Raw genomic sequence first — 25,064 nt, 5'->3', positions numbered from 1 at the left:
GGAAGGCCCGGCCGAGAATTCGGCCGGGCCTTCCTGCGTCGTGGCGTATCAGTCGTTGTTCTGGCGACGCAGCAGTTCGTTGACGCTCACCTGCCGCCCCTCACCGCCGCGGTGCTTGGCGTCGTCCTCGTCCGGCTTGCCGGGACGACGACGGGAGGTGCGCAGATCCGACATCCACTGCTCGATGCTGCTGCGCCCGGCGCCGTCCTCGGGCTGCTCACCGGCCGCGTGATGCGCCGGATGATGTTCCGCGGGAGCGGCTTCCGGCGCGGGCTGCTCGCCCTCCGGCTGCGGCTGGTACAACTGGGCCCGGGTGGCCGGATGCGGCGCGATCTTCGGCGCGGGCGGCGGCAGCACCCGCTCCGACCCGACCGTGGACGCGGGTGGGGTCGCCTCGGGCTGCGGCGCCGGCGGCACCGGGGTGACCGGCGGTGCGGGCTGCGAGATCGACGGCACCGAACTCGCCGGCGTGACCGGGGCGGGCGGGGGCGTGAAGCTCACGTCCTGGCCGTACGCCTGGCTCTCGGCGGGCGCGGCGGGCTGTTCGGGCTTGCGCTGCGGCAGACCGGGGGCGGAACCGCGTGTGGGCGAGGCGAAGTCGCCGATCGGGGTCACCGGGCCGCGGGGCGCGGCGGACTCGGCGGGTCCGGCCGGGGCGACCGGCGGGACGGAACCGAGTTCGGTGGTCGGCGCTTCCGCGGCGGCCGCGCTGATCACCCGGCGCGGGGCCAGCGGTGGAACCGACTCCACGGGCGCGCCGTAGGTCTCCGACGCGGTCCCGAAGTTCTCGACCGGCGGGCCGAAGGTCGCCTCGGTGCTGGGTTCGGTGATGCCCGTGGGCTTGGCGAAGGCCGGGGGCGCGGTGGTCGACGGCGTGACGCCGAAGCCGGGACGCGCTGTGGCGGACGGGAATCCGGTTCGGGGGCGCTCCGGTTCCGGAGCGGGCGCGGCGCTCTCCGCCTGCTGCGCGGTGTGCTCCGGCGGCTGCGGCGTGTTGTCGGCGGGCGGCGTGGACTCGGCCGGCGTCACCGTGTCGATGCGCTGGGTCGGGGCCTCGCTGTCCACGTCGACGGTGCGGCGCGGGCGCGGCTTGCGCGGGCGCGCGGGCGTGGAACCGTCGGAGACGATCGGGATCTGCATGGTGACCGGGTCGGTGATCGGGGTGGTCTTGACCAGGTCCACCACCTCGCCGCCGCCGGGCCGCTCATCGTCGAGGATGGGCTCGCCCAGGCCGATCTTCTGCTGAACCTTCTTCATCCACTTGGGTGCCCACCAGCAGTCGTCGCCGAGCAGCTTCATGGTGGCCGGGACCAGCAGCATGCGCAGCACGGTCGCGTCGATGAACAGCGCCGACACCATGCCGTAGGCGATGTACTGCATCATCACCAGATCCGAGAACGCGAACGCGCCCGTGACCACCAGCAGGATGAGCGCGGCCGCGGTGATGATGCGGCCGGTCTGCGCGGTACCCGCGCGCACCGCCTCGGTGGTGCTCGCGCCCTGCGTGCGGGCCTCCACCATGCGGGAGATCAGGAACACCTCGTAGTCGATGGACAGGCCGTAGACCACGGAGATGATCAGGACCAGCACCGGCGACATGATCGGCTGCGGCGTGAAGTTCAACAGGCCCGCGCCGTGACCGTCGATGAAGATCCAGGTCAGGATGCCGAGCGTGGACCCCAGGCCGAGCGCGCTCATCAGCGCCGCCTTGATGGGCAGCACCAGCGAGCCGAAGGTGAGGAACATCAGGATGGTGGTCACCAGCACCACCAGGGCGATCATCAACGGCATGCGGTCCAGCAGCGCGCTGATCGAATCCTGTTCGATGGCGGGCTGACCGGTCACCATCATGTCGACGCCCTCGGGCACCTCCATGGCGCGCAGCGAGTCGATGGCGGCGGCCTTGTCCGCGCCCTTCTCCAGGCGGCCTTCCGAGACCCACACGTTGGAGCCGTTCGGCGGCTTCGACGGGATCTGGAACTTGCCGTTCGCCAGCAGGCCCGGCGTATTCGCGTTGGCCTCGCTGATCAGCGGTCCCACACTGCGCGAATCATCGGTGATGATGACCAGCTGCAGCGGATCGGACTTGCGCATCGGGAACACTTCGTCGAAGTGCTGCTGCGCCAGACGGGTCGAATTATCCGGCGGAAGATAGGTCTCCGAGATACCGCCGAACTGCAGGTTCTTCACCGGGATGATGAGCAGCAGCAGGCCGATGGTGATCGGGATGGCCACCTTCAGCGGGTGCTTCATGACCCACGCGGTCATCCGGCCCCAGAAGCCGTTCTCGATCTCCTCGGTGGTCTTCTCCTTGCGGAAACGCTTGAGGCCCAGGGCATCCACGCGCGGCCCGAGAATGGACAGCAACGCGGGCAGGACGGTGAGCGCGGAGATCGCGGCCAGCGCGACGGTCGCGATGGTGCCGTAGGCCACGGACTTCAGGAAGCCCTGCGGGAACAGCAGCATGCCGGCGCTGGCGGCGATGATCATGGTCGCCGAGAAGATGACCGTGCGGCCGGCGGTCTGCACCGTGCGCCGCACCGCCGATTTGGTGTCGTAGCCGTCGGCCACTTCCTCTCGGAAGCGGCTGACTATGAACAGGCCGTAGTCGATGGCCAGGCCCAGACCGATCATTGAAACCACCGGGGAGACGAACGAATTCACCTCGGTGAACTTCGTGATCCCCATGACGATGCCGTTCGCGCCGAGCACGGTGAGGCCACCGATGATCAGCGGCAGCGCGGCCGCGACGACACCGCCGAAGATGAAGAACAACAGCACCGCGACCACCGGAATCGCGATGATCTCCATGCGCTTCTGGTCCTGCGCCATGGTGTCGTTCAGGGTGCCCGCGATCGGCTGCATGCCGCCGACCTCGACCGTCACGTCCGGAACGGTGAAGGCGCTCTTCACATTCCGGTAGTTGCGCATGATCTCGGTGTCGTTGTCGCCCTTGATGGCGACCGTCGCGAAGGCATGCTTGCGATCCGGGCTCACCGCCTGCGCCAGCTGCTGACCGGTCTCGGTCTTCCACGGCGACGCGTTGACCTGCGTGATCTCCGGGTGCTGCTTGGGCAGGTCGTTCAGGGACTGGATGACCTTCTGATTCCACGCCGGATCGTCGACGGTCTTGCCGTCGGGCGCGGTGTAGAGCAGCACCACGTCGCTGTTGTGGTCGCGGTTGTAAACCTTGTCCTTGAGCTGCGCGGCCGCGGTCGACTCCGAGGTCGGGTCGTCCCATCCGCTGGAGCTGAGATGGTCCTCCAGCCCGAACCCGAACGCTCCCAACGAGAGCAGTGCGGCGACGACCACACCCAGGACGGTGTAGCGCAGCTTGTAGACCAGGTCGCCCCAGCGGGTGAACACTAAGCGACTCCTTGAGCGGGGCGGGAGGTGAGCAGGGCCGACAGCGGCCGGAACGGCTGCAGCCACGCACCCTCGTCGGGCAGCGAGTCGAGGCTGACCCTGGGCAGCGGTTCACGGAACACGCCCGGGATGTCCTCGAGGTCGATGAATTCGAGAATATCCGACGTGACGGCCCAACTCGCGTGCTCGCGGAAACCCAGTACCTGAACAGGCACGCCGGAAGCGGCGATCTCCTCGAGGGGCGCGCGGAACGCCTGCCCGTCGGCGGAGGCCACCATGATCCCGGCCAGTCCGGCGCCGCGGCGGCGTAGCTCGATGTGGCCGAGCATGTCGCTGTCCACGTCGGAGTCTTCGTCGATCTTGGGTTTGGCGAAGACGGCGTAGCCGACATTGCGTAGCGCCTCGACCCAGGGTCGCACCACATCGGCGGTGCCGGGGGCGATATTGGTGAAGACGGTGGCCTCGGGCTCCACCCGGGTGGTGCTGCCCACCGACAGTTCGGCGGTGCGGGCCAGCAGCCAGCGGCCCAGCGCGTCGAAGCGCGGGCGGTAGGCGGCGGTGGGGCGGCCGCCGAGGATGGCGCCCAGGCCCATATCGAGATTCGGTGCATCCCAGACCAACAGCACGCGGCGTACGTCGGTGGCGGTGCCGCCAATGGCGACGGCTGCGTTGCCGTGGAGCCCGGTGGTGCCCTGTAGTCCGGTCGAGTCGCCGCCGTGCATTATTCCGGCAACTTCCGCGACCTCCGGGGTCATCTCACTGACGCTCATGATTCGATCTTCCCCCAGATGAACTCGGTGATGGCGCTACCCGCGCGGAGTCCTTTGTTTTCGAACTTAGTAATCGGACGTTCGAAACCAATCGGTGCCTTGTTTCGATACGCGTCGGGGTCCCCGCCGGTGGGCTCGTTCATGCCGATGAGCTGGGGTTCCGCATTGCCGTACAGGCCGATCCACTCCGCGTAGTCCGCATGGTCGGTCGCGACATGCAACACGCCGCCCGGAATCAGCCGACTTGCGATGAGTGCGAAGGTTTCCGGCTGCAACAGCCGCCGCTTGTGATGGCGGGCCTTGGGCCACGGGTCCGGAAAGAACACGCGCACGCCCGTCAGCGATTCGGGAGCAATCATATTTTCCAGGACATCCACGGCATCGCCGCGCAGCAGCCGGAGATTGTCGATCCCCTCCCGCTCCACCCGCTGCACCAGCTGCGCCAGACCCGGCTTGTAGACCTCGATGCCGATCAGGTTGAACTCCGGCTCGGCCTGCGCCATGGCCGCGGTGGCCGTGCCGGTGCCGCAGCCGATCTCGATGATCAGCGGGGCCGAGCGGCCGAACCAGGCGTCGGCGTCCAGCTTTTCGTCGGACACGTCCTTGCCGATCACCGGCCACACCCGATCCCAGGAGTCCTGGCGGGCGGGCGACACCGCGCCGCGGCGGGCGCGGAAGCTGGTGACCCGGGGATAGAGCCGGTTGCCGCCGACGGGGCGCTCGCGGCCGGCGGTCTGCTCCGACTCGGCGGCGGCGTTCTCCGGGTGACCGGGGTCACCGGCGGGGTCGGCGGACCGCGGCCCGGGAGCTGGCTCGGCAGAGGGGTTCGCGGCGTCGTTCACGGCGTCCATTGTCCAGTATTCGATCCTTAGCGCAGCAATCGACCACGGGTTCCGACGGCCAAGATCAATCCGGCTGCCAGGCCGGACGCCACACCGGACACGCCGACGCGACCACGCGCGATGACGACCGCACGGTGACTCACCTTGCGGTAGTTGCCATTTCCACCACCCGTGGCGGGGCGCTTCCGAGCCCGCGTCCCCGACCGCACGGTCTTGATTGTGAGTTCCGTGAGAGTTTTCCGCCCCCACCTCCGCATCCGCCCGCTACGCTGCCCGCGTGCCGCCCCGGCGAACGCCGCGCATCCAGGTCACCGGCCGTGCCCGCGCCGGAAAACCACCCTCCGCCGCGCCCTCTCCCTGCTCACCGCCGAGGAGACCCGGTCGATTGACCAGCCCGGGCATCCGGCCCCGATCCTCGACGCCGACCTTCTCCTCTATGTCCTGCCCGGCCTGGCCGACCTCGCAGACCGCCGCATTCTCGCCACCCTGCCCCCGGCCCGGACCCTCGTCGCACTGAACAAGGCCGACGCCATCGGCATCCGCTGGTCCGACGCGGCCACCGCCGCCGAGACCCTCGCCACCGACCTCGGCCTGCCGGTCTTCCCGGTGGTCGCCACCCTCGCCGCCCGCACGCGCGCGGGCGCCCTCACCGATACCGATCTGACCGCGCTGCGCCGCCACCGCGACGAGCCGGACCCACCCCTCACCCTGTCCCACGACCTCTTCCTGGCCCCGGATGTCGCCCCCGGCCGCGACGCTCGCCACACCCTGCTCGACCGCTGGGACCTGTACGGCGTCTCGTGCGCCTTGACCGCCCTTCGTCACGCGCCACGTCTCCCGGCCCAGTTCCTGCTCCACATACTGCACTGCGCCAGTGGAATCGACCCGCTCCACCGCGAACTGCACCGCCGCTACGAAGCCGCTGCAGCCGAACCGGCCGAATGATCCGCCTCGCGACGGACGATCTCGCCGTGGCCCCGCCGAGATCGGCGGGGCCGAATGCGTCGACCGGGCAAGCCGAACGCATCGGCAGGAACGAATCAGCGGTGTTGATGCCAGCACACCGTCCCACCGAACCACCGCTCCCGCGGCCGGACTCGGACCTGCCACAGCCGGATACCCTCCCAGAAGCCTCCGAGGCGACGGCCCGTGTCGCGGAACCCGTTGCGGCGCAGCCCGAAACGGGCCCCGAGAGCGAGCGGAACCCCCGGACCGCGGGCCATGGCCTCGAATTGCCGCCGCCGGTGCGGGTCTCCGCGACGCGAGACCCGCTGTCGATCCCGACCCCGAGCCTCCGGCAGGTCACCGGGCCCGGAGCGCAGCCCACAGCCCAGGTACCGGCCGGAGGCGGTGGCCTCGACCTGCCGCCGTTGATCCGGACCGCCGCGAGCGAGCCGAACGCGCCGGTGGCGGCCGAACCCGCGACCGGGCCGCGTCCCGATCCGCACGGTGACCGTGCGCGCCGGAGTCAGCGACAGCGGCAGCCTGAAGAGGTCGATCTCATCGCCGAGCTGCCAGAGGGCCGGCGCAGTCCCGGGGCCGCGGTAGGCGAAGCCGGCCCGGCCCCGGTATCGGGAGCGCTGCCCGAGGCCGCGGAATCCGTTGTCATGCGCTGGAATCCGCACGGGCTGGCGTTGCTGCGCGGAATGCTGGTCCCGGAGCCGCCGGCGCCCCCGGCGGTCGCGCTCATCGCCGCGGACACATCCCTCGCCGCCGCATTGCGGGTGGAGCTGGCCCGGTTTCAGCCGCGTCTCGACCTCATCATCGCCGGCGCCGCGGCGGACGGTGGCCGGGTGGGCGACGGCATGCTCAGCGCTGGAACCGATGCGCCCGAGGTGAACGGTGGCGATGACGCGAGGTCCCGGCCGTACCGTGTAGCGCTGGTCGTACTCGATGCCGGTGCGCTGATCGGCGGAGAGCTGCTGGGTCGGGTGCGGGGATTGCGGGCCGACGGCACGCGGATCGTGTTCGCGCTCGACGGGATTCACGCACACCGCGAGTGGCGGGAGGTGCGGAAGCTGGACGCGGAGTTACTCGAGGCGGCCGGGGCCGGCGGGGACGAGATCGTGCCGGTATCGGGGCGGATGGCGGCGGTCGGGCGGGTGGCAGGGGATGCGGCGCTGGTGGATCGGTCGGGGGTGGGGTTGTTGCACGCGCGACTGGTGGCCGCGGCGGGGGCCGGGGCCGTGGGGGATCAGATGGCGATCGTGCGGGAGCGGGTGCTGGAGGAGACGCGGCAGCGGATTCGGGGGCAGTTGGGGAAGGTGCGGGACGGCGGGGACGTGGCGGGGTTGCGGGAGGAGCGGGCGCGGTTGCTGGCGGTGGGGGACGGGGGTCGCGGGGCGGCGATGAGCGTGGTGCGGAATCGGGCGCAGTTGGCTCGGGTGGAGCTGTTGCACGAGGTCGGGGCGCGGATTCGGGGCTTGCACGGCGAGCTGCGCGATGAGATCGACGGGTTGGCGCGGAATGCGCTCGCCGAATTTCCGCCGCGCGTCGGCGAATGTGTGGAAAAACTCACACAGGAGATGGATCGGTCGATTCGGTCCCGGATCGGCGAATTGTGCCGTCAGGTCGAGGAATCCGTCGCGGCGGAATGGCATATATCTTTTCCGGCCCCGGCGGACCGGGTGTCGCGGGCCGCGCCGACGCCGGGACCGCGGCTGCGGGGCGTCGAAGACCACCTGGTCCTGGTGCTGGGGGCCTCGGCGGGGTTCGGGCTGGGGCGGCTGCTGGTGACGCCGCTGGCCCTGTTGCAGGCCTTCGACTACGCGATCATGCCGATCAGTCTGGTCCTGGGTGCCGCGGGCGCGGGCTGGGTGGTGCGCGCCCGCCGACGCCTCGCCGAGGGCGCTCACCTGCGGCAATGGGTGGCCGACGCGCTGGTCGACGCCCGCGCGGGACTGGAACAGCGGGTCGCCACCGCCCTGGTGGACGCCGAGGAACGGCTCACCGACGAGGTGCTCGGCAGTGCCGCCGCCCGCATGGTCGAAACCGATTTGCGGGTCGGTGAATTGGAGGCGCAATTGCGGCACGCGGCGCAGCGGCGACCCGCGCTCGTGCAGGCATGCGAACGTGACCTGGTCGCACTCGAATTCGTATAGCAGCTGGTCGGAGGTTTCGACCCGGTACCGACTGGACAACCCGATTCCGTACAGCGCGATATATGGCGTTAACCTCTATGGCAGGAACCAGGGCATCCGCCGAGTTCCTGTACATGCGTCCAGCCGGTATGGGCGCACGTGCGGGACCGACGGGGCCTTGCCGCAATTGGTGGCACTCGGTGTCGCGAGCCGCGCTCCTCGGCTCGATGCTCATCGGGGCCGCCCATCTCAGGAGAGTTTTCATGACCTCAGCGACCATTCCTGGTCTTCACGATGGCACCGCGCCCACCGAGCACAAGGAACTGCTTGCCTGGGTACAGGAGGTCGCAGAACTCACCCAGCCCGACCGCGTGGTCTGGTCGGATGGGTCCGAAGAGGAAGCGGCCCGTCTCTCCGAGCAGCTGGTCGCCGCCGGCACCTTCAAGAAGCTGAACGAGTCGAAGAAGCCCAACTCGTACCTGGCGCTCTCCGACCCGTCCGATGTGGCCCGCGTCGAATCGCGCACCTACATCTGCTCCAAGAACGAGGCCGACGCCGGTCCGACCAACAACTGGGTCGACCCGGCCGAGATGCGCGCCACCATGACCGAGCTGTACCGCGGCTCCATGAAGGGCCGCACCATGTACGTGGTGCCCTTCTGCATGGGCCCGCTCGGCGCCGAGGACCCCAAGCTGGGCGTCGAGATCACCGACTCCGAGTACGTCGTGGTCTCCATGCGCGTGATGACCCGCGCCGGCCAGGCCGCCCTCGAGAAGCTGGGCACCGACCGCCCCTTCGTGAAGGCGCTGCACTCCGTCGGCGCCCCGCTCGCCGAGGGCCAGGCCGACGTGCCGTGGCCGTGCAACGACACCAAGTACATCACCCACTTCCCCGAGGACCGCGAGATCTGGTCCTACGGTTCGGGTTACGGCGGCAACGCGCTGCTGGGCAAGAAGTGCTACTCGCTGCGTATCGCCTCGGCCATGGCGCACGACGAGGGCTGGCTGGCCGAGCACATGTTGATCCTCAAGCTGATCTCGCCCGAGAACAAGGCCTACTACGTCGCCGCGGCGTTCCCGTCGGCCTGTGGCAAGACCAACCTCGCCATGATCCAGCCGACCATCCCGGGCTGGCGCGCCGAGACCCTCGGTGACGACATCGCGTGGATGCGCTTCGGCGCGGACGGCCGACTATATGCCGTCAACCCGGAGTTCGGCTTCTTCGGTGTCGCCCCCGGCACCAACCGCAGCTCGAACCCGAACGCCATGGCCACCATGGAGGCCGGCAACACCGTCTACACCAACGTCGCCCTCACCGACGACAACGACGTGTGGTGGGAGGGCCTCGAGGGCACTCCGGACCACCTCGTCGACTGGAAGGGCAACGACTGGTACGAGCGCGAGTCGGAAACCCTCGCCGCGCACCCGAACTCGCGCTACTGCACCCCGATGTCGCAGTGCCCCACCCTGGCCCCCGAGTGGGACGACCCGCAGGGCGTGCCGATCTCGGCCATCCTGTTCGGCGGTCGCCGCAAGACCACCATCCCGCTGGTGACCGAGTCCTTCGACTGGCAGCACGGCGTGTTCATGGGCTCGACCGTGGGCTCCGAGCAGACCGCCGCCGCCGAGGGCAAGGTCGGCACCGTCCGCCGCGACCCGATGGCCATGCTGCCGTTCATGGGCTACCACGTGGGTGACTACCTGAACCACTGGATCACCCTCGGCAAGAACGCCGACGCCCAGGCGCTGCCGAAGATCTTCTACGTCAACTGGTTCCGCCGTGGCGACGACGGCCGCTTCCTGTGGCCCGGATTCGGCGAGAACTCCCGCGTGCTGGAGTGGATCGTCGGCCGCATCGAGGGCCGCTCCGAGGCCACCGCCACCCCGATCGGCAATGTGCCGGTCGCGGCGAACCTCGACCTCGAGGGCCTGGACGTGACCGCCGGCGACGTCGACGAGGCCCTCGCGGTCAACGTCGAGGAGTGGCGGAACGAGCTGCCCTCGATCGAGGAGTGGTTCCAGTTCATCGGCGACAAGCTGCCTTCGGGCCTGCGTGACGAGTTCGAGGCTCTCAAGCAGCGTCTCGCGTAAGACCGAACGAAAAAGGCTCGCCCGCACGGATTGTGCGGGCGAGCCTTTTTCGTTCAGCTGGTTACGCGGTGCCCATGGGCATGAGCAGGGACTTGGTCTCGCAGTAGGCGTCGAGGCCCTCGGGGCCGTTCTCGCGGCCGATGCCGGAGGTCTTGTAGCCGCCGAAGGGCGCGCACGCGTCGAAGGCGTACCAGTTGATGGCGTAGGTGCCGGTACGGACCTTCGAGGCGACGGTCGCGCCGTGCTCGATGTCGGCGGTCCACACCGAACCGGCGAGGCCGTAGTCGCTGTCGTTGGCGATCGCGATGGCCTCCTCCTCGGTGTCGTACGGGAGGACCGACAGGACCGGGCCGAAGATCTCCTCGCGGGCGATGGTCATGCCGTTGTCCACGTCGGCGAAGACGGTGGGCTGGACGTACCAGCCGGGCAGGTCGTCGGGGCGGCCGCCGCCGCGGATCAGACGCGCGCCCTCGTCCTTGCCCTTGGCGATGTAGCCCTCGACGCGTTCGCGCTGCGCCTTCGAGATGAGCGGGCCGAGCTGGGCGGCCGGATCGTCGGGCAGGCCCAGCGGGAACAGGTCCACCGATGCGGTGAGGGCCTCGAGGATCTCGTCGTAGCGGCCGCGGGGGGCGAGGATGCGGGTCTGGGCCACGCAGGCCTGGCCGCTGTTCATCAGGCCGGAGAAGGCCAGCTTCGGCATGTCCTCGATGTTCATGTCGGGCAGCAGGATCGCGGCCGACTTGCCGCCGAGTTCCAGCGAACACCGCTTGAGCTGGCTGCCCGCGATGCTCGCGATCTTGCGGCCGACGGCGGAGCTGCCGGTGAAGGTCACCTTGTCGATGCCCGGGTGCGAGACCAGGTACTCGGAGGCGTCGGCCTCGGCGGGCAGCACCGAGAGCACGCCCTCGGGCAGTCCGGCCTCGGCGAAGATGTCGGCCAGCAGGTTGGTGGCCAGCGGGGTCAGCGGCGCGGGCTTGAGGACCACGCTGCACCCGGCCAGCAGGGCGGGGGCGAGCTTGTTGATGGCCAGGAAGATGGGCACGTTCCAGGCGATGACGGCGGCGACCACGCCGACCGGTTCACGCGAGACGCGGGCGGTGCCGAACAGGCCGGTGCGGGACTCGGTCCAGGGGAAGGACTTCCCGAGGCCGGCGTAGAAGTCGAGGGTGGCGCGGCCGGAGACGTAGTTGAGGGTGCTGGCGACCATCGGCGGCGCACCGGTCTCGGCGGAGAGCGCGTTGGCGATGTCCCCGGACTTCTGGTCCAGCAGCGCGACGACGCGCGACAGCAGAGCGGCGCGTTCCTCCGGCGGGGTGGCGGGCCAGGGCCCGCTGTCGAAGGCCCGGCGGGCGGCGGCGACCGCGGCGTCCACGTCGGCGCGGGTGACGACGGGCACGCTGCCGACAGTTTCCAGGGTTGCGGGCGAGACGACGGGCAGGGTGTCGGGGCCGGCCGGCGCGGTCCAGCGGCCACCGATGAACAGACTCTGGTACTCCATGAGAACACGTTACAGTTTTTTGCCCCGGATTGTCCGTGTCCTGACGGCCCATCGTCCCGTTGACCGGGATTTTCTTTGAAATTGGACCTCTCGGTTTCTAAGCACCCTTGTTACCGGCGAGGTAATACGCGGTTTGAAATCTTGGTTGCCCGGCCGTGGCCTATGCTCGGGTCAGAACACCTTTCTCCACCACTTCGGTCGGTTGCTATTCCATAGCTCTTCGAAAGGTAGATCCCCCGCATGGCTGATACGCGGCTCGATGACTTCCTGGTGAATGAGTTGTCCGATACCGACTCTTCGGTGATCAGCACGCCCATGCAGCGCGCGGCGGGCCAATTGCAGCGGGTGTTGCCGTCCGGGTGGCGGGTGGAGGTCGTGGAGGCGACCTATCCGACTGTCCGGAAAGGGCAACCGGCACTGCGGCTTCTGATGCCGGAGGACTGATCCGCGCCGGACGTGTAGCGGCGCAAGCACTTCCGCATACCTGTGGCAAATCGTCAGCGCTCCGAACAATCGAATCCCGACCTGTCGGTTCGATTTTCGCCGAACGCACTATTGCATTCGGAAGCCATAGCGAGCATGCTTTATAGCTACCGTGGATAGCTCGCTCGTAACATGAACCGTTACCGCACAGGGGAGTCCGAGTCATGGCGGTGCAAGTGGTCGGCAGAGCGCTGATGACCAGCGATCTCACGCCGCATCAGGCGAAAAGCGTCGGCGCGGGCGGATGGGTGGTGTCCTTCCTACCCGGCCGGACCCTCACCACAGCGCAAGCCACCGCCGCATTACTGGCGGCCGAGGCGGTTGCCGCCGTGAACGACCTCGCCGGTCAGGTCGGCCTGACCGCTATGGAGACCGTGGGGTTGGCAACCCAGGAGTCACCGTGGGGCGAATCCGAGGCCTGCACCGGCTTCCGCCGGGTGTGGCGGCGCGGCTTCTCCCTCCGCTGAGCGCGCCCGGGTGGGCTAGCGCGGCCGCTTGGCGGCCACCACCACCAGGTTGCTGACCAGCAGCTCCCGCAGCACGGGAACCCGAACGACCCACCATGCCCAGCGCGGGTGGTAGCGCGGGAACATCGCCAGGATCTCGATGTCGTCCGGTGCCGCCGCGGCCCAGCGCACGCCCTCGGCCGCGCTCACCGCGAACAGCGAACGCCCGAAGCGGTTCTTCGGCTCCCGCCCGTGCTTGCGGCGATACCGCCTGGCCGCGTATTCCCCGCCCAGGTAATGCCACGGCCCGGTCTCGTGCCCGCCGAACGGGCCGTGCCACACCGTGTACGAAAACACCATGAGGCCACCGGGTTTCGTCACCCGCAGCATCTCGGCCGCCATCACCCACGGCTGCGGCACGTGCTCGGCCACATTCGAGGAGACGCACACCTCCACCGCGTCGTCGCGGAACGGCAAGGCCATGCCCGACCCGCGCACCGCGCCCGCGACCCGCAACCCGGCCGCGTGCATTTCCGAGGGGTCCGGTTCGACCGGTAGATAGCGCGCGCCCGCGCGACCGAACTCGTCCGCGAAATAGCCGGGCCCGCCGCCCACGTCCAGCACCACGGTGCCGCGCAGCGACTGCCCGGTCAGATCCCGGTAGAAGTCCGACACCAGCTCGGCCGTATCGGTGGCCACACCCCCGTAGAACACGGCCGGATCGGTCTGCTCGAACCGGAAGCTGCCCAGCAACCGCAGCGAGCGTCGCAGCGTCGCCCGGCGGGCGAATCGCGGACGGCGCACTCTGGTCTGATCGGCTCGAAGCACGGCGGCAAGGCTAACCCGCCTCTCCGCGACTTCAGCGGGCGGCCTGGAATCCGCTCACCGCCCTGCACCGTGCCGGCGGTTCGGAGCCCAACCCGATTCTGGGGTACCCCGGTAGTTACTCTCACCTCGCCAAACCAGTCGTTCCGTCGCGCGAGTACCGGATGCGATCCGATGAATGCTCCGGGCTGTCCACTGAAGTTCGTGGGAACCGGTACGGTTGAGCCCATTGTCTGTCCGCCTACCTACTCTGTCCTGGAGATTCGCCCGTGCGTGAAGTGCTGCTGCTGTGCTGGCGCGACACCGGGCATCCGCAGGGCGGGGGGAGTGAGCGGTATCTGGAGCAGGTCGGCGCGCAGCTGGCCGCGCGCGGCGTGAAGGTGACGCTGCGGACCGCCGGATATCCGGGGGCGGCGCGCCGGGAATCGGTCAACGGGATCGAGATCAGTCGCGGCGGGGGACGGTTCACCGTGTACCCGCGGGCGCTGGCCGCCATCGCGCTCGGGCGGGTCGGACTCGGACCGCTGCAGGGGCTGCGGCCCGACGCGGTCATCGATACCCAGAACGGGATCCCCTTCTTCGCTCGCACCGTGACGGCCGCGCCGACCGTGGTGCTGGTGCACCACGGGCATCGGGAGCAGTGGCCGGTGGCCGGGAAGCTCGTCGGCCGGATCGGGTGGTGGATCGAATCGCGGCTCTCGCCGCGCGTGCACCGGGGCGACCAGTACCTCACGGTGTCGCTGCCGTCCGCGGAAGAGCTCACCGCGCTCGGCGTGGACGCGCCGCGGATCGCGGTGGTGCGCAATGGCGCGGAGCCCATCCCCGAATGCGTGCCCGCCGGAGACGAATCCGCCCGCACCCCGCATCCGAGCATCGTGGTGCTCTCGCGGCTGGTGCCGCACAAGCAGATCGAGGACGCCATGGCGGCGGTCGCCGGACTGCGCGACAGCATCCCCGGCCTGCACCTGGATGTGGTCGGCGGCGGCTGGTGGGACGAGAATCTGCGCGCGCACGCCCGCGGGCTCGGCATCGCCGACGCGGTCACCTTCCACGGGCACGTCGACGAGGACGAGAAGCATCGCCTGCTGGCCCGCGCCTGGGTGCACGTGCTGCCCTCCCGCAAGGAGGGCTGGGGACTGGCTGTCATCGAAGCCGCCCAGCACGGGGTGCCGACCGTCGGCTACCGGAGTTCGCGCGGGCTCACCGATTCCGTCGTGGACGGCGTCACCGGGCTCCTGGTCGACGACTCCGCCCAGCTCACCGCGGCCGTCGGGGAACTACTCCGCGACAGCGAGGCCCGCACCGTGCTGGGGGAGAAAGCGCGGGCGCGGGCACGTGAATTCTCCTGGGAGCAAACCGGAAACGGCGTCTACGAGGTGCTGTCCGCGGTGACCCGCGGTCAGCGGGTGAGCGGGCTGATCGCGCCCGCGCGCGTCTGATTCGCCGAAGTCCCGCCGTGACGCGGTGGTGATTCCCGGCATCGAGGCCTATGGATCATCGTCGTCATCGCGCTAATCAGCATTGTCGTGATCGGTGCGGGATTCGCGCTCGGATTCCCGCAGGACTGACCCGCGCCGCACCGAAAAGACTGCGGCGGTGAGGAATCCGCCGGTCAGCAGCGCGGCCCACAGCAGGTGCGCGGCCCCGGCGATCCGGCGGCTGCTCGCGGAAGCCTCGTGCGTGGCGATCTCGCCCGGCATCTGGTACAGCTGCACATCTCGATCCGCGTAGACCGGAGTCAGCTGGGCCAGAACGGTTTTCGAATCACCCGACGGCCCGGGCGTACCACCCTCGACCAGCACCCAGCCAACGCCGAGGCCGGCCAGCTCGCGCACGGACCCACCGCGCAGCAGCAGGCTCTCCACCTTCCGGGCGCGCACGCCCTCACCGGCCACACTGCCGCCGCGCACCGGAAGCTCCCCGGTCTGCAACACATCTCGCGGCAGCATGCGCGGTGCGGGATCCAGCACCGGCGCGCTCCCCGAATACCGGAACTTGCGGAACATCCCGCCCGGCAGCACCGCCACATCACCGGGCGCGCCCACCGCGGCGGCGACCTTCCGCCACCCGTCCGGATAGTGCACCGGTCGCAGTGCGCCACCGACACCCCACGCCATATCCGGCAGCGCCAGGAACAGGATCGCGAGGAAAAGCGCTGCGGCCCCGCCGGTTCGGGCCCGCCGGGGCAGGTCGCTCGTTTCGTCCACCACCAGGCGGGAGATCCAGCGTCCCACCACCAGGCACCCCGCCGCCGCGCACAACGCGTACGCCGGAACCGCCAGCGCCACATACTTCTGGGTATCCCGCAGCAGCCCGGTTCCCGGCACCTCACGCACCAGGAACTCGCCCGCCGCCAGCCCCCACCCGGTCGCCCCGAACGCGGGCAACACGATCGCCGCGAGCCCCAACCACACCAGTCGGCGGCGAACGACGAGTCCGTGGTCGGTCCCCGTATTCGGCACGGTCGCAGCCTCTTCCGGGGATCGGCTCACCACCGTACGCACCCCGGTCGCCACCAGGGCGAGCAACAGCGCAGTCCCCACCAGGGCGAAAAAGGTTGTGCGTGAGCCGGGAACGGCCGTGCCGTTCCAGATGCCGCCCAGTCCGGCGAGGCTGCCCAGGGTGCCGAGCCACGGTTCCGCGCGGGCCGCGAAGGCCGCGACGCCCGCCGGATCGGAGGGTTCCGCGGCGGCGCCGGAGAGCGCGGTCGCGGTGAGCCACGGGGCAGCGGAGAGGATCCAGAGCACCACCGCGCCGGCCAGATTCCGGCGGCCCACCAGCACGAGCGTCACCGTACCGGCGAGCAGGGATCCGGTGGGCGTGAGCCCCGCCGCGGCCAGACATCCCGCCAGCCCGGCCCACCCGCCCACGGAGCCGAGGCGTCGCATGTGGCGTGCTGCCACGTCCGCGCTCGCTCGTGCTGGGTCCGGGCCCGCGCGTAACCGCCAGGCGAGCAGGGCGATCCAGGGCAGGGCGGCGTAGCCCGTGAGCAGGCTCCAATGTCCTTGGAGCAGACGTTCGGCCACGTACGGATTCCAGACGGCGACGGTCGTCGCGACCAGCTGCGGGCCCAGCGAGACCCGCAACAGGTCGCGGGCCAGGATCGCCGCGCCCCAGCCGGACAGCCAGAGGGCCATCAGGAGAATCGCTTTGACGATCAGTCCGCCGTCGACGACCGCGGACAGGGTGGCGATCAGCGCGTCCTGCGGCACCGCGCGGGGTGCGGCGTCACCGAGCCCGAGCGCGGAGTCGGTGAGATACGAGCGCGGGGTGCTGACGGCGTCGCGCAGGAGCAGGTAGCCGGGGCCGAGCAGCGGGCCCAGGACGATCACGGACAGCAGCAGGCTGTACCCGGCCGGGATCAGCCCGCGCCACCGCCGTTCTCCGCCCACCGCGTTCACACCGGCACCCTACGTTCCGGTCGGCCCGAGATCGGGGACACGCGAAGGGGTCTCGGCGTCGTCGCGGGCGGTGCGCAGGGTGACCGCGGTCAGGACCAGGGTGGTGACGGCCGCGGTGACCGTGGCGATGAGAATCAGTGTGAGCACCGAGTGGGCACAGGTCAGCATGACCGTCACCCCGACGCCCAGCCCGACCCAGGTGATCGCCGCGGGCGCGGTGCGGTCGGCCGCGATCGCCGACAACAGCACCGCCTGCAGAACCGCGAGCAGGGCGCCGTCGAGCGCGAACAGCCACAGCAGCCCTTGGATCGGCGCGTAGTCGCGTCCCGCGAACAAGGGGGCCAGCGGGGCGGCCAGCGCGGCCCCGAGCACCGTGACCGCCCCGATCCCCATCAGCACCGCCAGCGCGGACCGCATGGCCCGCGCGGAATGCTTGGGCCGCGCCATCTGTGGATACAGCACCACGCCGACGGCCTGCGGCAGCCAGAACGCGATCTTGGCCGCGATCGCACCCAGTGCGTACCGCCCGGCATCGTTCTCGCTGAGCACGATTCGCGAGATGAGCAGATCGGCCGACGACAACGCCATCAATGCCGCCTGCACCTGCGCCGCCCGGAAGACCGGCACCACCCCGAGGGCCGCATCACGCGTGCGTTCGCCGACGGACGGGACCGGTGCCGCCGCCCCGGCCGCGCCAGCCTGTGCCGCGTTCTCGGAGCCGCCCGCCGCCGTTCGCCCCGAGGATCCGCCCTGCGTGACTGGGGATTCGGGGTGCGGGGCGCCGACCGTGTCGGCGACGCGCCGGGCGGCGACGGCCGCGACCGCGGCCCCGGCGGCGCCCGCCCAGAGTGCGGGCGCGGGCCCGCCGCCGACCGCGAGCGCGACCAGGGCCGGAGTCACCCGGAGGATCGCCGCGCCGCCCAGCACCCACGCCAGCGGCCGGAATCGGCTGCCACCCTGGAGAATCCCTTGTTCGCCCGCGAGCAGGACCAGCAGGGGAGCAGAGCAGAGCGCGCCCGCGGCGGCCGCGACGCTGACCTTCAAGACGAGGGCGACGATTGGCGCCAGCACGACCGCGGCCGCCGCGACCAGTGCGGCACAGCGCAGCGCGAGTGTGCGTACGGCCGCCACGGGTGCGCCGCGAACCACTTCGCGCGCGACCACGTTCTGCAAGGCCAGCGCGGGCACGGCGCACAGCACCTGGATCGCCAGCAGGCTCGCGAAAGAGCTGTATCCCGCTACCCCCAGCCAGCGGCTGGCGAGCAATTGCAGCAGATACCCCGCGACATTCGCGGTCATGGCCCCCGCCGTTACCAAGGTCAGGTCCTTGACCACGGGCAGACGGCGTACAACAGACACGCCCGCAATGCTCCCATCCGGGGTCCGGCCTCCGGCCCGCCACCCCGCGCAACCCGGACGTGTGTCCGTCAACGACAGCGGCCCAGCACCTGAGAAAGGTGCTGGGCCGCCGGGAACGGGTGCCGTCAGGGGCGCTTGTTCATGTCGATCTGCTGGGTCGGCGCGTCGAACGAGGGAGCCGGGCCGCCCGCGGGGGCGGGGACGCGGCGGGCCGGGGTCCGGCCGTCGCCGTTCTTGCCGAGCAGGCCGAGCACGATGCCGGCGATCAGGAACAGCAGGCCGAGGACGCCCAGGATGATCGGCAGGGTGCGGCCGTAGAGCGACAGCTTGTCGATGTTCTCCTTGGCCACCGAGATCTGCGACTCGATGGTGTTCTCGTCGAACACCAGGGTCGACTTGAGCGCGGTCACCTCGGGCTTGTCACCGGAGCGGGCGTAGAACAGGTGAATCTGCTCCTGGCCCTTGATGACGGTGCCGGTGTCCGGCTCGACCCACAGGTCGCGGACGTTGGTGTAGTAGCGCGCCATGGTGACGTCGCCGTCGCCCTCCACGCCCCACTTGGCGGCGGGCAGGGTCAGCTTGTTGGTCGGCGAGTTCGCGACGGTGGACAGGTCGGTGACCGGCGCCGTCATCTGGAAGTGGTAGACCTTCAGGCTGTTGATCTCGGTTTCCTCGACGAACGGGGCGTCGTAGGTCTTGCGAGTGTTGAGATCGAAGTACGGGTACGTCTTCTTCTCGGTGCCGATCGGGAAGCGGTACTGCAGACCCTTGTGCTGCACCGGGTCCATGACCGACTCGCCCTTTTTGTCGACCGTCACGGCGATCGCGCCGTTCGGGCCGCCGTCGACCGACTCCACCGGCTCACCGGTCTTGCGGTCCACAGTGACGCGGTCGATGCTCGCGGTCAGCAGGCCGGTGTCGCCCTGCTTGTCCGTGCGACGCAGGGTCTGACCGGCCTGAATGGTCATTTCCGAAGCGTCGGACGGGTTTTCGACGGTGAGGAAGCGCTGCGAGACGAGCGGGACGTTCTGGTCCACCTTCGCCGAGCCGGTCGTCGAAGTCAGCGACTTCGAGTCCAGCACCTCACTGGGCGCCCCGGTCTGCGGGTTGGTCGCGACGGTCGTGATCTCCAGATCCAACGGCGTCTTCGCGAGGCGGCTCACCGTGTACGTGGGAATCATGATGGCAGCGACAAGCAGCATCGCGCCGAGCCCCACGAGTACGCAGGCAACCGTCCTTCTGGTACCGGCACTGAGTGCCATGCAGGTTCTCCTCGTCGTCGAACGCGTGTTTCTTCCAGTACTGCGGTCGCCGCGCAGCACTCGTGAGCCCAGACACTAACAGTCCGAGCGGTCCCTGAGTGTGGCCGAGGCAGGAAAACACCCCGAAACGCCCCCAAGTCAAAAGCCGGATGATCCGCGGAACACCCGCAAGGCACACTGGGACCCGATGACGACGACCACCCTCACCACCGCGGAGACGCCCGACCTGGACCCGGCGCCGGTCCGTCCGGGCCGCTTCGTTCCCGCACTCGAGGGCATGCGCGCGCTCGCCGCCCTGGGGGTCGTGCTCACCCACGTCGCCTTCCAGACCGGTGCCACCGGACAGCCGGTGCTCGGCCGGATCTGGGAGCGCTTCGATCTCGCGGTCGCGGTGTTCTTCGCACTGTCCGGATTCCTGCTGTGGCGGCCGCACGCCGCGGCGGCCCGCGGCCACGGGGTGGCACCGAGCGCCGGACGCTATCTGCTGCACCGCGCGGCCCGCATCCTGCCCGCCTACTGGGTGGTCGTGTGCGCGGTGCTGATCCTGCTGCCGAGCGCGGCGCACACCGCCGGACTGCGGGTGTGGCTGTCGAATCTGGGCCTGCTGCAGGTGTTCGTGCCGTTCACGCTGACCGACGGGCTCACCCAGATGTGGAGCCTCTCGGTGGAGGTCGCCTTCTATCTGGTGCTGCCGCTGCTGGCGTTCGCACTGGTGTGGTTGCGCGGGCAGCGGGCGCGACTGCGGGTGCCGGTGGTGCTCGGCCTCGCCCTGATCGGTCTCGGCTGGAACTTCCTCCCCGTCCCCACCCCCGACGGCATCCACTCCGACAACTGGCTGCCCGGCTACCTGCCCTGGTTCGCGGTCGGCATGCTGCTCGCCGAACTCGCCGACCAGCCCGCGCCGACGTGGCGGCGGGTGGCGGGCAACCGGTGGCTGATGTGGCCGCTCGCCGTCGCGGCCATGGTTCTCGCGACCACCGACCTGGCCGGGCCGCGCGGGCTGGTGCACGGCCAGCCGTGGCAGTACGCCGCCAAGATGGCGCTCGGCGCGATCGTCGGCTTCGGGCTGATCGCCCCGCTGGTGCTCCGGCCGGACCTGCCGCACCGGTGGCTGGAGAGCCGGGTCGCGGCCACCCTCGGCCGCTGGTCCTACGGCATCTTCATCTGGCACCTGGCGGTGCTGTCGATCGTGTTCCCGGTGTTCGGCGTGGTGCCGTTCCGCGGGCATTTCGTGGTGGTCTACCTGTTGACTGTCGTCTTCACGCTGCCCCTGGCGGCCGCCAGTTTCGCCCTGGTCGAGGAGCCGGTCCGGCAGTGGACGCGCCGCCGCTTCGGCTGAGCGCCAGTGTGATGCTGAGCGGCAGTGTGATGCTGAGCGGCGGTGTGATTCAGCGCCGCGGCGGGAGGGCCGCGATCCCGACCGCGATGATCGCGACCAGCGCCGGGAACTGGACCCACAGCGAACCGCCGACATAGCCCTCGAACGACCGCCACGGTCCGGTGGACAGCGCGGCAGCGCACACGGCGGTGCCGCCGCCCGCGAGCGCGATCAGGATGCGCGACCAGCCGCGCGGCCGCAGCTGATCGCCGATCAAGCCGAACACGGTGAGCACCAACGCGACCGGGCCCGCGATCAGGCCGGCCGCGGCGGCCAAGCCGAGTCCGGCGACGGTCCGGCTGCGCCAGGCGCGCGGCGGCGGGCCGTCCGCGCGAACCGGCGACCGCGCGCCCCGGAAGGCCAGCGCCAGCAACGGAATTAGCAGCACCAGACCGCCGAAGATGGCCAGCCGGTACCAGCGGTCGGTGGGGAAGGACACGGTGATCGGGCCGTGCGTGCCGGCCGGGACCAGCCACGCCTGCTGCCAGCCGTTGATCACCACGGGCTTCAGCGCGGTGCCGTCGGCCGTCGTGGCCTGCCAGCCGACATTCGTCGACAGCGGCAGCACCAGCACCCGGTCGCCGGTCGCCTCGGTCGCGGCGGGCAGGGGAGGGGTGCGGTCGAGGCGCAGCTCGTCGACGGTGAACAGATCGGTCGGCGCGACCGCGACATCCACACGCCCGGAGGGGAATTCGAAGGAGTGCTGCTCGGACGCGCCGCCGCCATCGTCGTCCACCCCGCACACCGTGGCGGGCAGCGGTGCGCCGGAGCGCAATTCGGCGGCGGTCCCGGTGACCGTGGTGTGCAGGGTACGACCGGCGGCCGCGATGGTGGGCCCGTGCGCGCAGTCGATGGTGATGGGCCGATTCGGATCGGCGGGAGCCGGATAGTCCGGGCCGAGTACGGTCACCTCGGCCAGGCCCGGCGGCTGCTCCTGCGCGAAACCCAGTGCGGTGCGGTCCAGTACGCCGTCCCAGCTCTGCAGCGAGATCTCGATGCGGCTGGTGACGGTCGGGTACAGCTCCAGGCGGGTGGTGCCGCCGGAGTCCGGCCGCACCTCCCGCACCTGCGGACCGTCGCCCAGGTTCACGGTGACGGCCGTCGGGTGCGCGGGGAGGTCGCCGCGCGAGGGCGTCACGGTCAGCCCGGTCACCAGGGTGGGGGCCGGAAGTTCGATGGTGAGCGTGGGTTTGGGCCCGGCGGGGTTGCGCACCGTGGTCTCGGGCGCGGTCCAGCTGGTGAGCGGGTCGCCGTCGGTGGCGGCGAGCGCCGAGCCGCGCGGGTCCGCGACATCGGCCCGGCCGCGGGCGATGGGCCGATCCGGATCGGTGAGCAGGGCCTCCAGGGCGGGGCCGGGGCGGGTGTGCACGATCAGGTCCGGGGCCACGGTGACGGCTTCCGGGACCTGGAGGGTGCGTTCGAACAGGCTCGGTTCCTCGGCGGCCAGCGCGAGGCCCTTGCCGCACCGTATCCGGTCGGGGGAGTCGAAACATGCACTGCGGCCAGGGAATTCCTGTCCCAGGTCCCAGCCCGCGACGGTGGCGCCGGCGGGGGCGGGCGGGAGCACGGTGCGATGCCGGATGTCGACGGTGACCGGGTTCTCGCGGTCGGCGTAGTCGTCCAGGCTCAATTCGGCGATCCCGAACTGTCCACCGGCGCTGCCGTCCTCGGTGTGCACGGCGGTGATCTTGATCCAGTCGGTGCGCCCCGGCGGCAGCGAGACCGACACGGGCGCACCGGGTTCGGTGATCCGGCCCGCGACGGTGCCCTTGGCGGTCTCGACCTCGACCCATTTGATCGGGCTGCCGATGGCGGCCGCGCTGGTGGTCAGCCGCAGTACCGCCGAGCTCACCGGCTTGTCCAGGTCGAGTCGAAGCCATTGGCCGACCGCGTGTTCGGCGCCATTGCTGATCCACGCGGTGGCCGGGTCGCCGTCCACCGCGGCCGCGGTGGAGCTGCCGGGCGCGGCCCCGCCCAGCTGGGTGGCGTCGCCCGCGGCGCTGGAGGCGGTGACGGTGGCACCGGACCATTCGCCCTCCACCAGCGGTGCGCCGGGCACCGGATAGTCGGGGACCAGATTGTGGGTGCGGCGGGCGTCGCCGGGTGCGCGCAGCGCCGAGTTGTGGTTGTCGACGCGCCCGAAGTCGGCTTCGCGGTCCATCGGGGTGTCGGTGATGGTGACGCCGTGCTGCGGCAGTCCGGCGGTGTTCGCGTCGGCCGACAGCAGGACCGGCCCGGCGGGTACGGCCGGATTGCGCCGTAGTCGTTCCACGGCTTCGGGTCCGCCCTGCACGACCGGGAGGTTCGCGAGCGGAACCGTGAACGCGCCCGGGAACGAATCCGGCGCGCCGGCACCGCTGCGCACGCTGGTGGGCGTGCCGGGCGCGGGCGCCTCGACGCGGTAGATCTCGACCGCCGGGTAGCCGGGCCGCAGATCCCCGTCCGAGACCAGGCCCTCCACCTTGCCGGTCTCGATGGGATCCCCGAACTCGATGACCTTACGGATCCCCGGTGATCCTTCGATGGCGCGGTGCGCCAGCATCGGCCGGGTCGATCGGGAGGTCTCCGGGTCGAGGTCGTTACGCAGCACCAGGACTCCGATGCCCTGTCCGGCCAGCGTGGCCGCCAGGCCCGCCGACGGCCGTCCGTCGGCGATGAGCCGCTGCACCGAATCCATGGCGCGGATCGCGCCGGGCGGGTTGAGCGGCACCGCGTCGCGCACCGCCCACGGGGTGCTCGCCAGCGCCTGCATCGGCTCGTCACGGGTCAGGCCCCACACCTGGGAGGCGAACGGCGCGCCCGGCACGATGAGCGCACGGGTGTCGGAGGCGTTGTGCGCCAGCCAGTCCGCCGTCTGCCGCCAGTAGGCCGGGACCTCGTCGTAGCTGCCGCGCGGTGCGAGTTTGCCGGTCCAGGCCAGCGAGGTGGACAGGGCCAGCGCGGTCAGGATGAGCGCGCCCACCGCCACCATCCGATCGCGCTCCGGATGCGCGAACGCCCTGCGCCACACCGGCATCGGCACCGAGGCGGGCAGCGGGACCCGGGCCAGCAGGTGCGCGAGCCCGAGCACCAGCGGTAGTCGGATCAGCGGTTCCAGCTTGTGCACGTTCCGCAGGGGCGCGCCGCCGGAATCCAGGAACAGGCGCACCTGCTCGGCGAACGGCCCGCCCAGCGCGCCCGCGTAGCCCGCGCAGATGCCGGTGAGTCCGACGATCAGGATCAGCACCAGCCGACCGCGATTCGGCATGGCCCGCATGGCCAGACCCGCCATGCCCGCCGCCGCCAGCAGACCCGTGGCCAGCACCGCGGCGGGCTGGGTGACCAGCACCGCGCCCGCGATGCGCTCCGGCGACACGAACGGCGTCCAGCTGTCGGTGCCACGCAGCACCTCGCCCAGCGACGCCCACTGCGTGGTCACGCCCGAGGACTCGATGTAATCCAGGAACGGCGGACTCACCTTGCCCAGCAACAACAGTGGCACGACCCACCAGAAGGTGCCCAGCGCCAGCAGTGGGATCCAGGCGCGGGTGAACCGCCACCACGTCCGATTCGGCTTGCAGGACAACCACCACAGGGCCGCGGGCAGGAAAGCCGCCGCCGTGGCCACGGCGTTGACCGAACCCATCAGGGCCAGGGCCGCGGCGCTGCCGGCGGGCGTCGCCATCCCGCGCCGCGGCGGTTCGGAGTTCCGGTCCCGCCGCATCGCCGCGCCCAGCGCGGCCGGGGCCAGCAGCACCCAGGGGGCCAGCATCATCGGCAGCGTCTCCGAGGAGATCGAGCCGAGGGTGGTGAGCACGCGGGGCGACAGCGCGAACGCGACCGCGGCGATCACTCGCGACCCGCGGCTGCCGATGCCGAGGGTCTCGCAGAGCCGGACGATGCCCCAGAATCCGGCGAGCAGCAGCAGCGCCCACCAGATGCGCTGGGTCACCCAGGCGGGCAGCCCGAGCACGTGCCCGAGCGAGAAGAACGCCCCATGCGGGAAGAAGTAGCCGTACGCCTGGTTCTGCACCTGGCCCATCGGGGCCTGGCTACTCCACAGATGCGAGGCGCGGGACAGGAAGCCGAGCGGATTCTGCGCCAGGTCGTACTTGGTGTCGGCGACGGTTTGCCCGGGGGCCTGCAGAAAGGTCAGCAGGAATGCTGCGATGACGCTGCCGAGCAGCCAGCGGCGGCCCAGCGGCGCGGTAGTCGGCGACCGGTCCTCGTCCGGACCGGTCGCGGACTGTGAGTCTTCGGTGTGGTCTGGCTCGGAGGTCGTCCG

16 protein-coding genes are annotated in these 25,064 nt (G+C 70.5%); 7 read left to right on the top strand and 9 right to left on the bottom strand.

Annotated elements, in window-relative coordinates:
* Positions 1 to 48: 48 nt before the first annotated feature.
* Genes ACFRAQ_RS22445 through trmB form a run of 3 tightly spaced genes read right to left on the bottom strand, consistent with a single transcriptional unit; the run spans position 49 to position 4,987 of the window.
* The gene (locus tag ACFRAQ_RS22445) at positions 49 to 3,366 is read right to left on the bottom strand and encodes an MMPL family transporter (RefSeq protein WP_379102619.1); all 3,318 of its coding nucleotides are present in this window, start codon (positions 3,364 to 3,366) and stop codon (positions 49 to 51) included.
* The gene (locus ACFRAQ_RS22440) at positions 3,366 to 4,136 is read right to left on the bottom strand and encodes an NYN domain-containing protein (protein ID WP_357094131.1); all 771 of its coding nucleotides are present in this window, start codon (positions 4,134 to 4,136) and stop codon (positions 3,366 to 3,368) included. Before ACFRAQ_RS22440 ends, ACFRAQ_RS22445 begins: the two co-directional genes overlap by 1 nt.
* A complete protein-coding gene (trmB, locus tag ACFRAQ_RS22435) occupies positions 4,133 to 4,987 on the bottom strand; it encodes a tRNA (guanosine(46)-N7)-methyltransferase TrmB (protein WP_379102616.1) in 855 nt (284 codons plus the stop codon). Before trmB ends, ACFRAQ_RS22440 begins: the two co-directional genes overlap by 4 nt.
* Positions 4,988 to 5,197: 210 nt before the next feature.
* Between trmB and ACFRAQ_RS22430 the strand changes: the two genes are divergently transcribed.
* From ACFRAQ_RS22430 to ACFRAQ_RS22420, 3 genes are all read left to right on the top strand, one after another.
* Positions 5,198 to 5,923 carry a hypothetical protein gene (locus ACFRAQ_RS22430; protein WP_379102614.1) on the top strand — a complete coding sequence of 242 codons (726 nt, stop codon included), beginning with the start codon at positions 5,198 to 5,200 and terminating at the stop codon, positions 5,921 to 5,923.
* Positions 5,924 to 6,210: 287 nt separating this feature from the next.
* Positions 6,211 to 8,079, top strand: a complete 1,869-nt coding sequence (locus ACFRAQ_RS22425; RefSeq protein WP_379102612.1) for a hypothetical protein — start codon at positions 6,211 to 6,213, stop codon at positions 8,077 to 8,079.
* Between the two features lie 242 nt (positions 8,080 to 8,321).
* Complete coding sequence (locus ACFRAQ_RS22420; protein ID WP_379102610.1) at positions 8,322 to 10,148, top strand: phosphoenolpyruvate carboxykinase (GTP); 1,827 nt, start codon at positions 8,322 to 8,324, stop codon at positions 10,146 to 10,148.
* A 61-nt stretch (positions 10,149 to 10,209) separates the two neighbouring features.
* On the opposite strand, the gene ACFRAQ_RS22415 is transcribed toward ACFRAQ_RS22420, so the two are convergent.
* Positions 10,210 to 11,646 carry an aldehyde dehydrogenase gene (locus tag ACFRAQ_RS22415; RefSeq protein ID WP_379102608.1) on the bottom strand — a complete coding sequence of 479 codons (1,437 nt, stop codon included), beginning with the start codon at positions 11,644 to 11,646 and terminating at the stop codon, positions 10,210 to 10,212.
* 240 nt (positions 11,647 to 11,886) lie between these two features.
* Here ACFRAQ_RS22415 and ACFRAQ_RS22410 point away from each other — a divergent pair, with 240 nt between their 5' ends.
* Positions 11,887 to 12,090: a hypothetical protein gene (locus ACFRAQ_RS22410; RefSeq protein WP_379102605.1), complete on the top strand. Its 204-nt coding sequence runs from the start codon at positions 11,887 to 11,889 to the stop codon at positions 12,088 to 12,090.
* A 203-nt stretch (positions 12,091 to 12,293) separates the two neighbouring features.
* Entirely contained in the window at positions 12,294 to 12,596 is a 303-nt protein-coding gene (locus ACFRAQ_RS22405; protein WP_379102602.1) for a hypothetical protein, read from the top strand.
* A 15-nt stretch (positions 12,597 to 12,611) separates the two neighbouring features.
* Here the strand turns inward: ACFRAQ_RS22405 and ACFRAQ_RS22400 are convergent, their stop codons facing one another.
* Positions 12,612 to 13,403 carry a methyltransferase domain-containing protein gene (locus ACFRAQ_RS22400; RefSeq protein ID WP_379102600.1) on the bottom strand — a complete coding sequence of 264 codons (792 nt, stop codon included), beginning with the start codon at positions 13,401 to 13,403 and terminating at the stop codon, positions 12,612 to 12,614.
* A gap of 266 nt (positions 13,404 to 13,669) precedes the next feature.
* On the opposite strand from ACFRAQ_RS22400, the gene ACFRAQ_RS22395 reads away from it, so the two are divergent.
* On the top strand, positions 13,670 to 14,839 hold the full coding sequence (locus tag ACFRAQ_RS22395; protein WP_379102598.1) for a glycosyltransferase family 4 protein: 1,170 nt from the start codon (positions 13,670 to 13,672) through the stop codon (positions 14,837 to 14,839).
* Between the two features lie 72 nt (positions 14,840 to 14,911).
* Here ACFRAQ_RS22395 and ACFRAQ_RS22390 read toward each other — a convergent pair whose 3' ends face one another.
* The 3 genes from ACFRAQ_RS22390 to ACFRAQ_RS22380 form a co-directional block, all read right to left on the bottom strand.
* Positions 14,912 to 16,801 carry a hypothetical protein gene (locus tag ACFRAQ_RS22390; protein ID WP_379102596.1) on the bottom strand — a complete coding sequence of 630 codons (1,890 nt, stop codon included), beginning with the start codon at positions 16,799 to 16,801 and terminating at the stop codon, positions 14,912 to 14,914.
* Positions 16,802 to 16,810: 9 nt separating this feature from the next.
* Positions 16,811 to 18,100: a polysaccharide biosynthesis protein gene (locus ACFRAQ_RS22385; RefSeq protein WP_379103702.1), complete on the bottom strand. Its 1,290-nt coding sequence runs from the start codon at positions 18,098 to 18,100 to the stop codon at positions 16,811 to 16,813.
* A gap of 185 nt (positions 18,101 to 18,285) precedes the next feature.
* On the bottom strand, positions 18,286 to 19,422 hold the full coding sequence (locus ACFRAQ_RS22380; protein WP_379102593.1) for a DUF3068 domain-containing protein: 1,137 nt from the start codon (positions 19,420 to 19,422) through the stop codon (positions 18,286 to 18,288).
* A 187-nt stretch (positions 19,423 to 19,609) separates the two neighbouring features.
* Here ACFRAQ_RS22380 and ACFRAQ_RS22375 point away from each other — a divergent pair, with 187 nt between their 5' ends.
* Positions 19,610 to 20,761, top strand: a complete 1,152-nt coding sequence (locus ACFRAQ_RS22375) for an acyltransferase family protein (RefSeq protein ID WP_379102590.1) — start codon at positions 19,610 to 19,612, stop codon at positions 20,759 to 20,761.
* Positions 20,762 to 20,810: 49 nt separating this feature from the next.
* Here the strand turns inward: ACFRAQ_RS22375 and ACFRAQ_RS22370 are convergent, their stop codons facing one another.
* The gene (locus ACFRAQ_RS22370) at positions 20,811 to 24,980 is read right to left on the bottom strand and encodes an alpha-(1->3)-arabinofuranosyltransferase (RefSeq protein ID WP_379103700.1); all 4,170 of its coding nucleotides are present in this window, start codon (positions 24,978 to 24,980) and stop codon (positions 20,811 to 20,813) included.
* Positions 24,981 to 25,064 lie beyond the last annotated feature (84 nt).

The sequence above is a fragment of the Nocardia sp. NPDC056611 genome, assembly GCF_042792755.1.
Classification (GTDB): domain Bacteria; phylum Actinomycetota; class Actinomycetes; order Mycobacteriales; family Mycobacteriaceae; genus Nocardia.
The sequence above is the reverse complement of the archived record's forward strand: the minus strand, read 5'-3'. Positions and strand labels throughout refer to the sequence as shown.

Coding starts and splice junctions, on each gene's coding strand:
- ACFRAQ_RS22405 (WP_379102602.1), top strand. CDS start 12,294: ATGGCGGTGCAAGTGGTCGGCAGAGCGCTGATGACCAGCGATCTCACG.
- ACFRAQ_RS22385 (WP_379103702.1), bottom strand. CDS start 18,100: ATGACCGCGAATGTCGCGGGGTATCTGCTGCAATTGCTCGCCAGCCGC.
- ACFRAQ_RS22415 (WP_379102608.1), bottom strand. CDS start 11,646: ATGGAGTACCAGAGTCTGTTCATCGGTGGCCGCTGGACCGCGCCGGCC.
- ACFRAQ_RS22380 (WP_379102593.1), bottom strand. CDS start 19,422: ATGGCACTCAGTGCCGGTACCAGAAGGACGGTTGCCTGCGTACTCGTG.
- ACFRAQ_RS22440 (WP_357094131.1), bottom strand. CDS start 4,136: ATGAGCGTCAGTGAGATGACCCCGGAGGTCGCGGAAGTTGCCGGAATA.
- trmB (WP_379102616.1), bottom strand. CDS start 4,987: ATGGACGCCGTGAACGACGCCGCGAACCCCTCTGCCGAGCCAGCTCCC.
- ACFRAQ_RS22410 (WP_379102605.1), top strand. CDS start 11,887: ATGGCTGATACGCGGCTCGATGACTTCCTGGTGAATGAGTTGTCCGAT.
- ACFRAQ_RS22420 (WP_379102610.1), top strand. CDS start 8,322: ATGACCTCAGCGACCATTCCTGGTCTTCACGATGGCACCGCGCCCACC.
- ACFRAQ_RS22375 (WP_379102590.1), top strand. CDS start 19,610: ATGACGACGACCACCCTCACCACCGCGGAGACGCCCGACCTGGACCCG.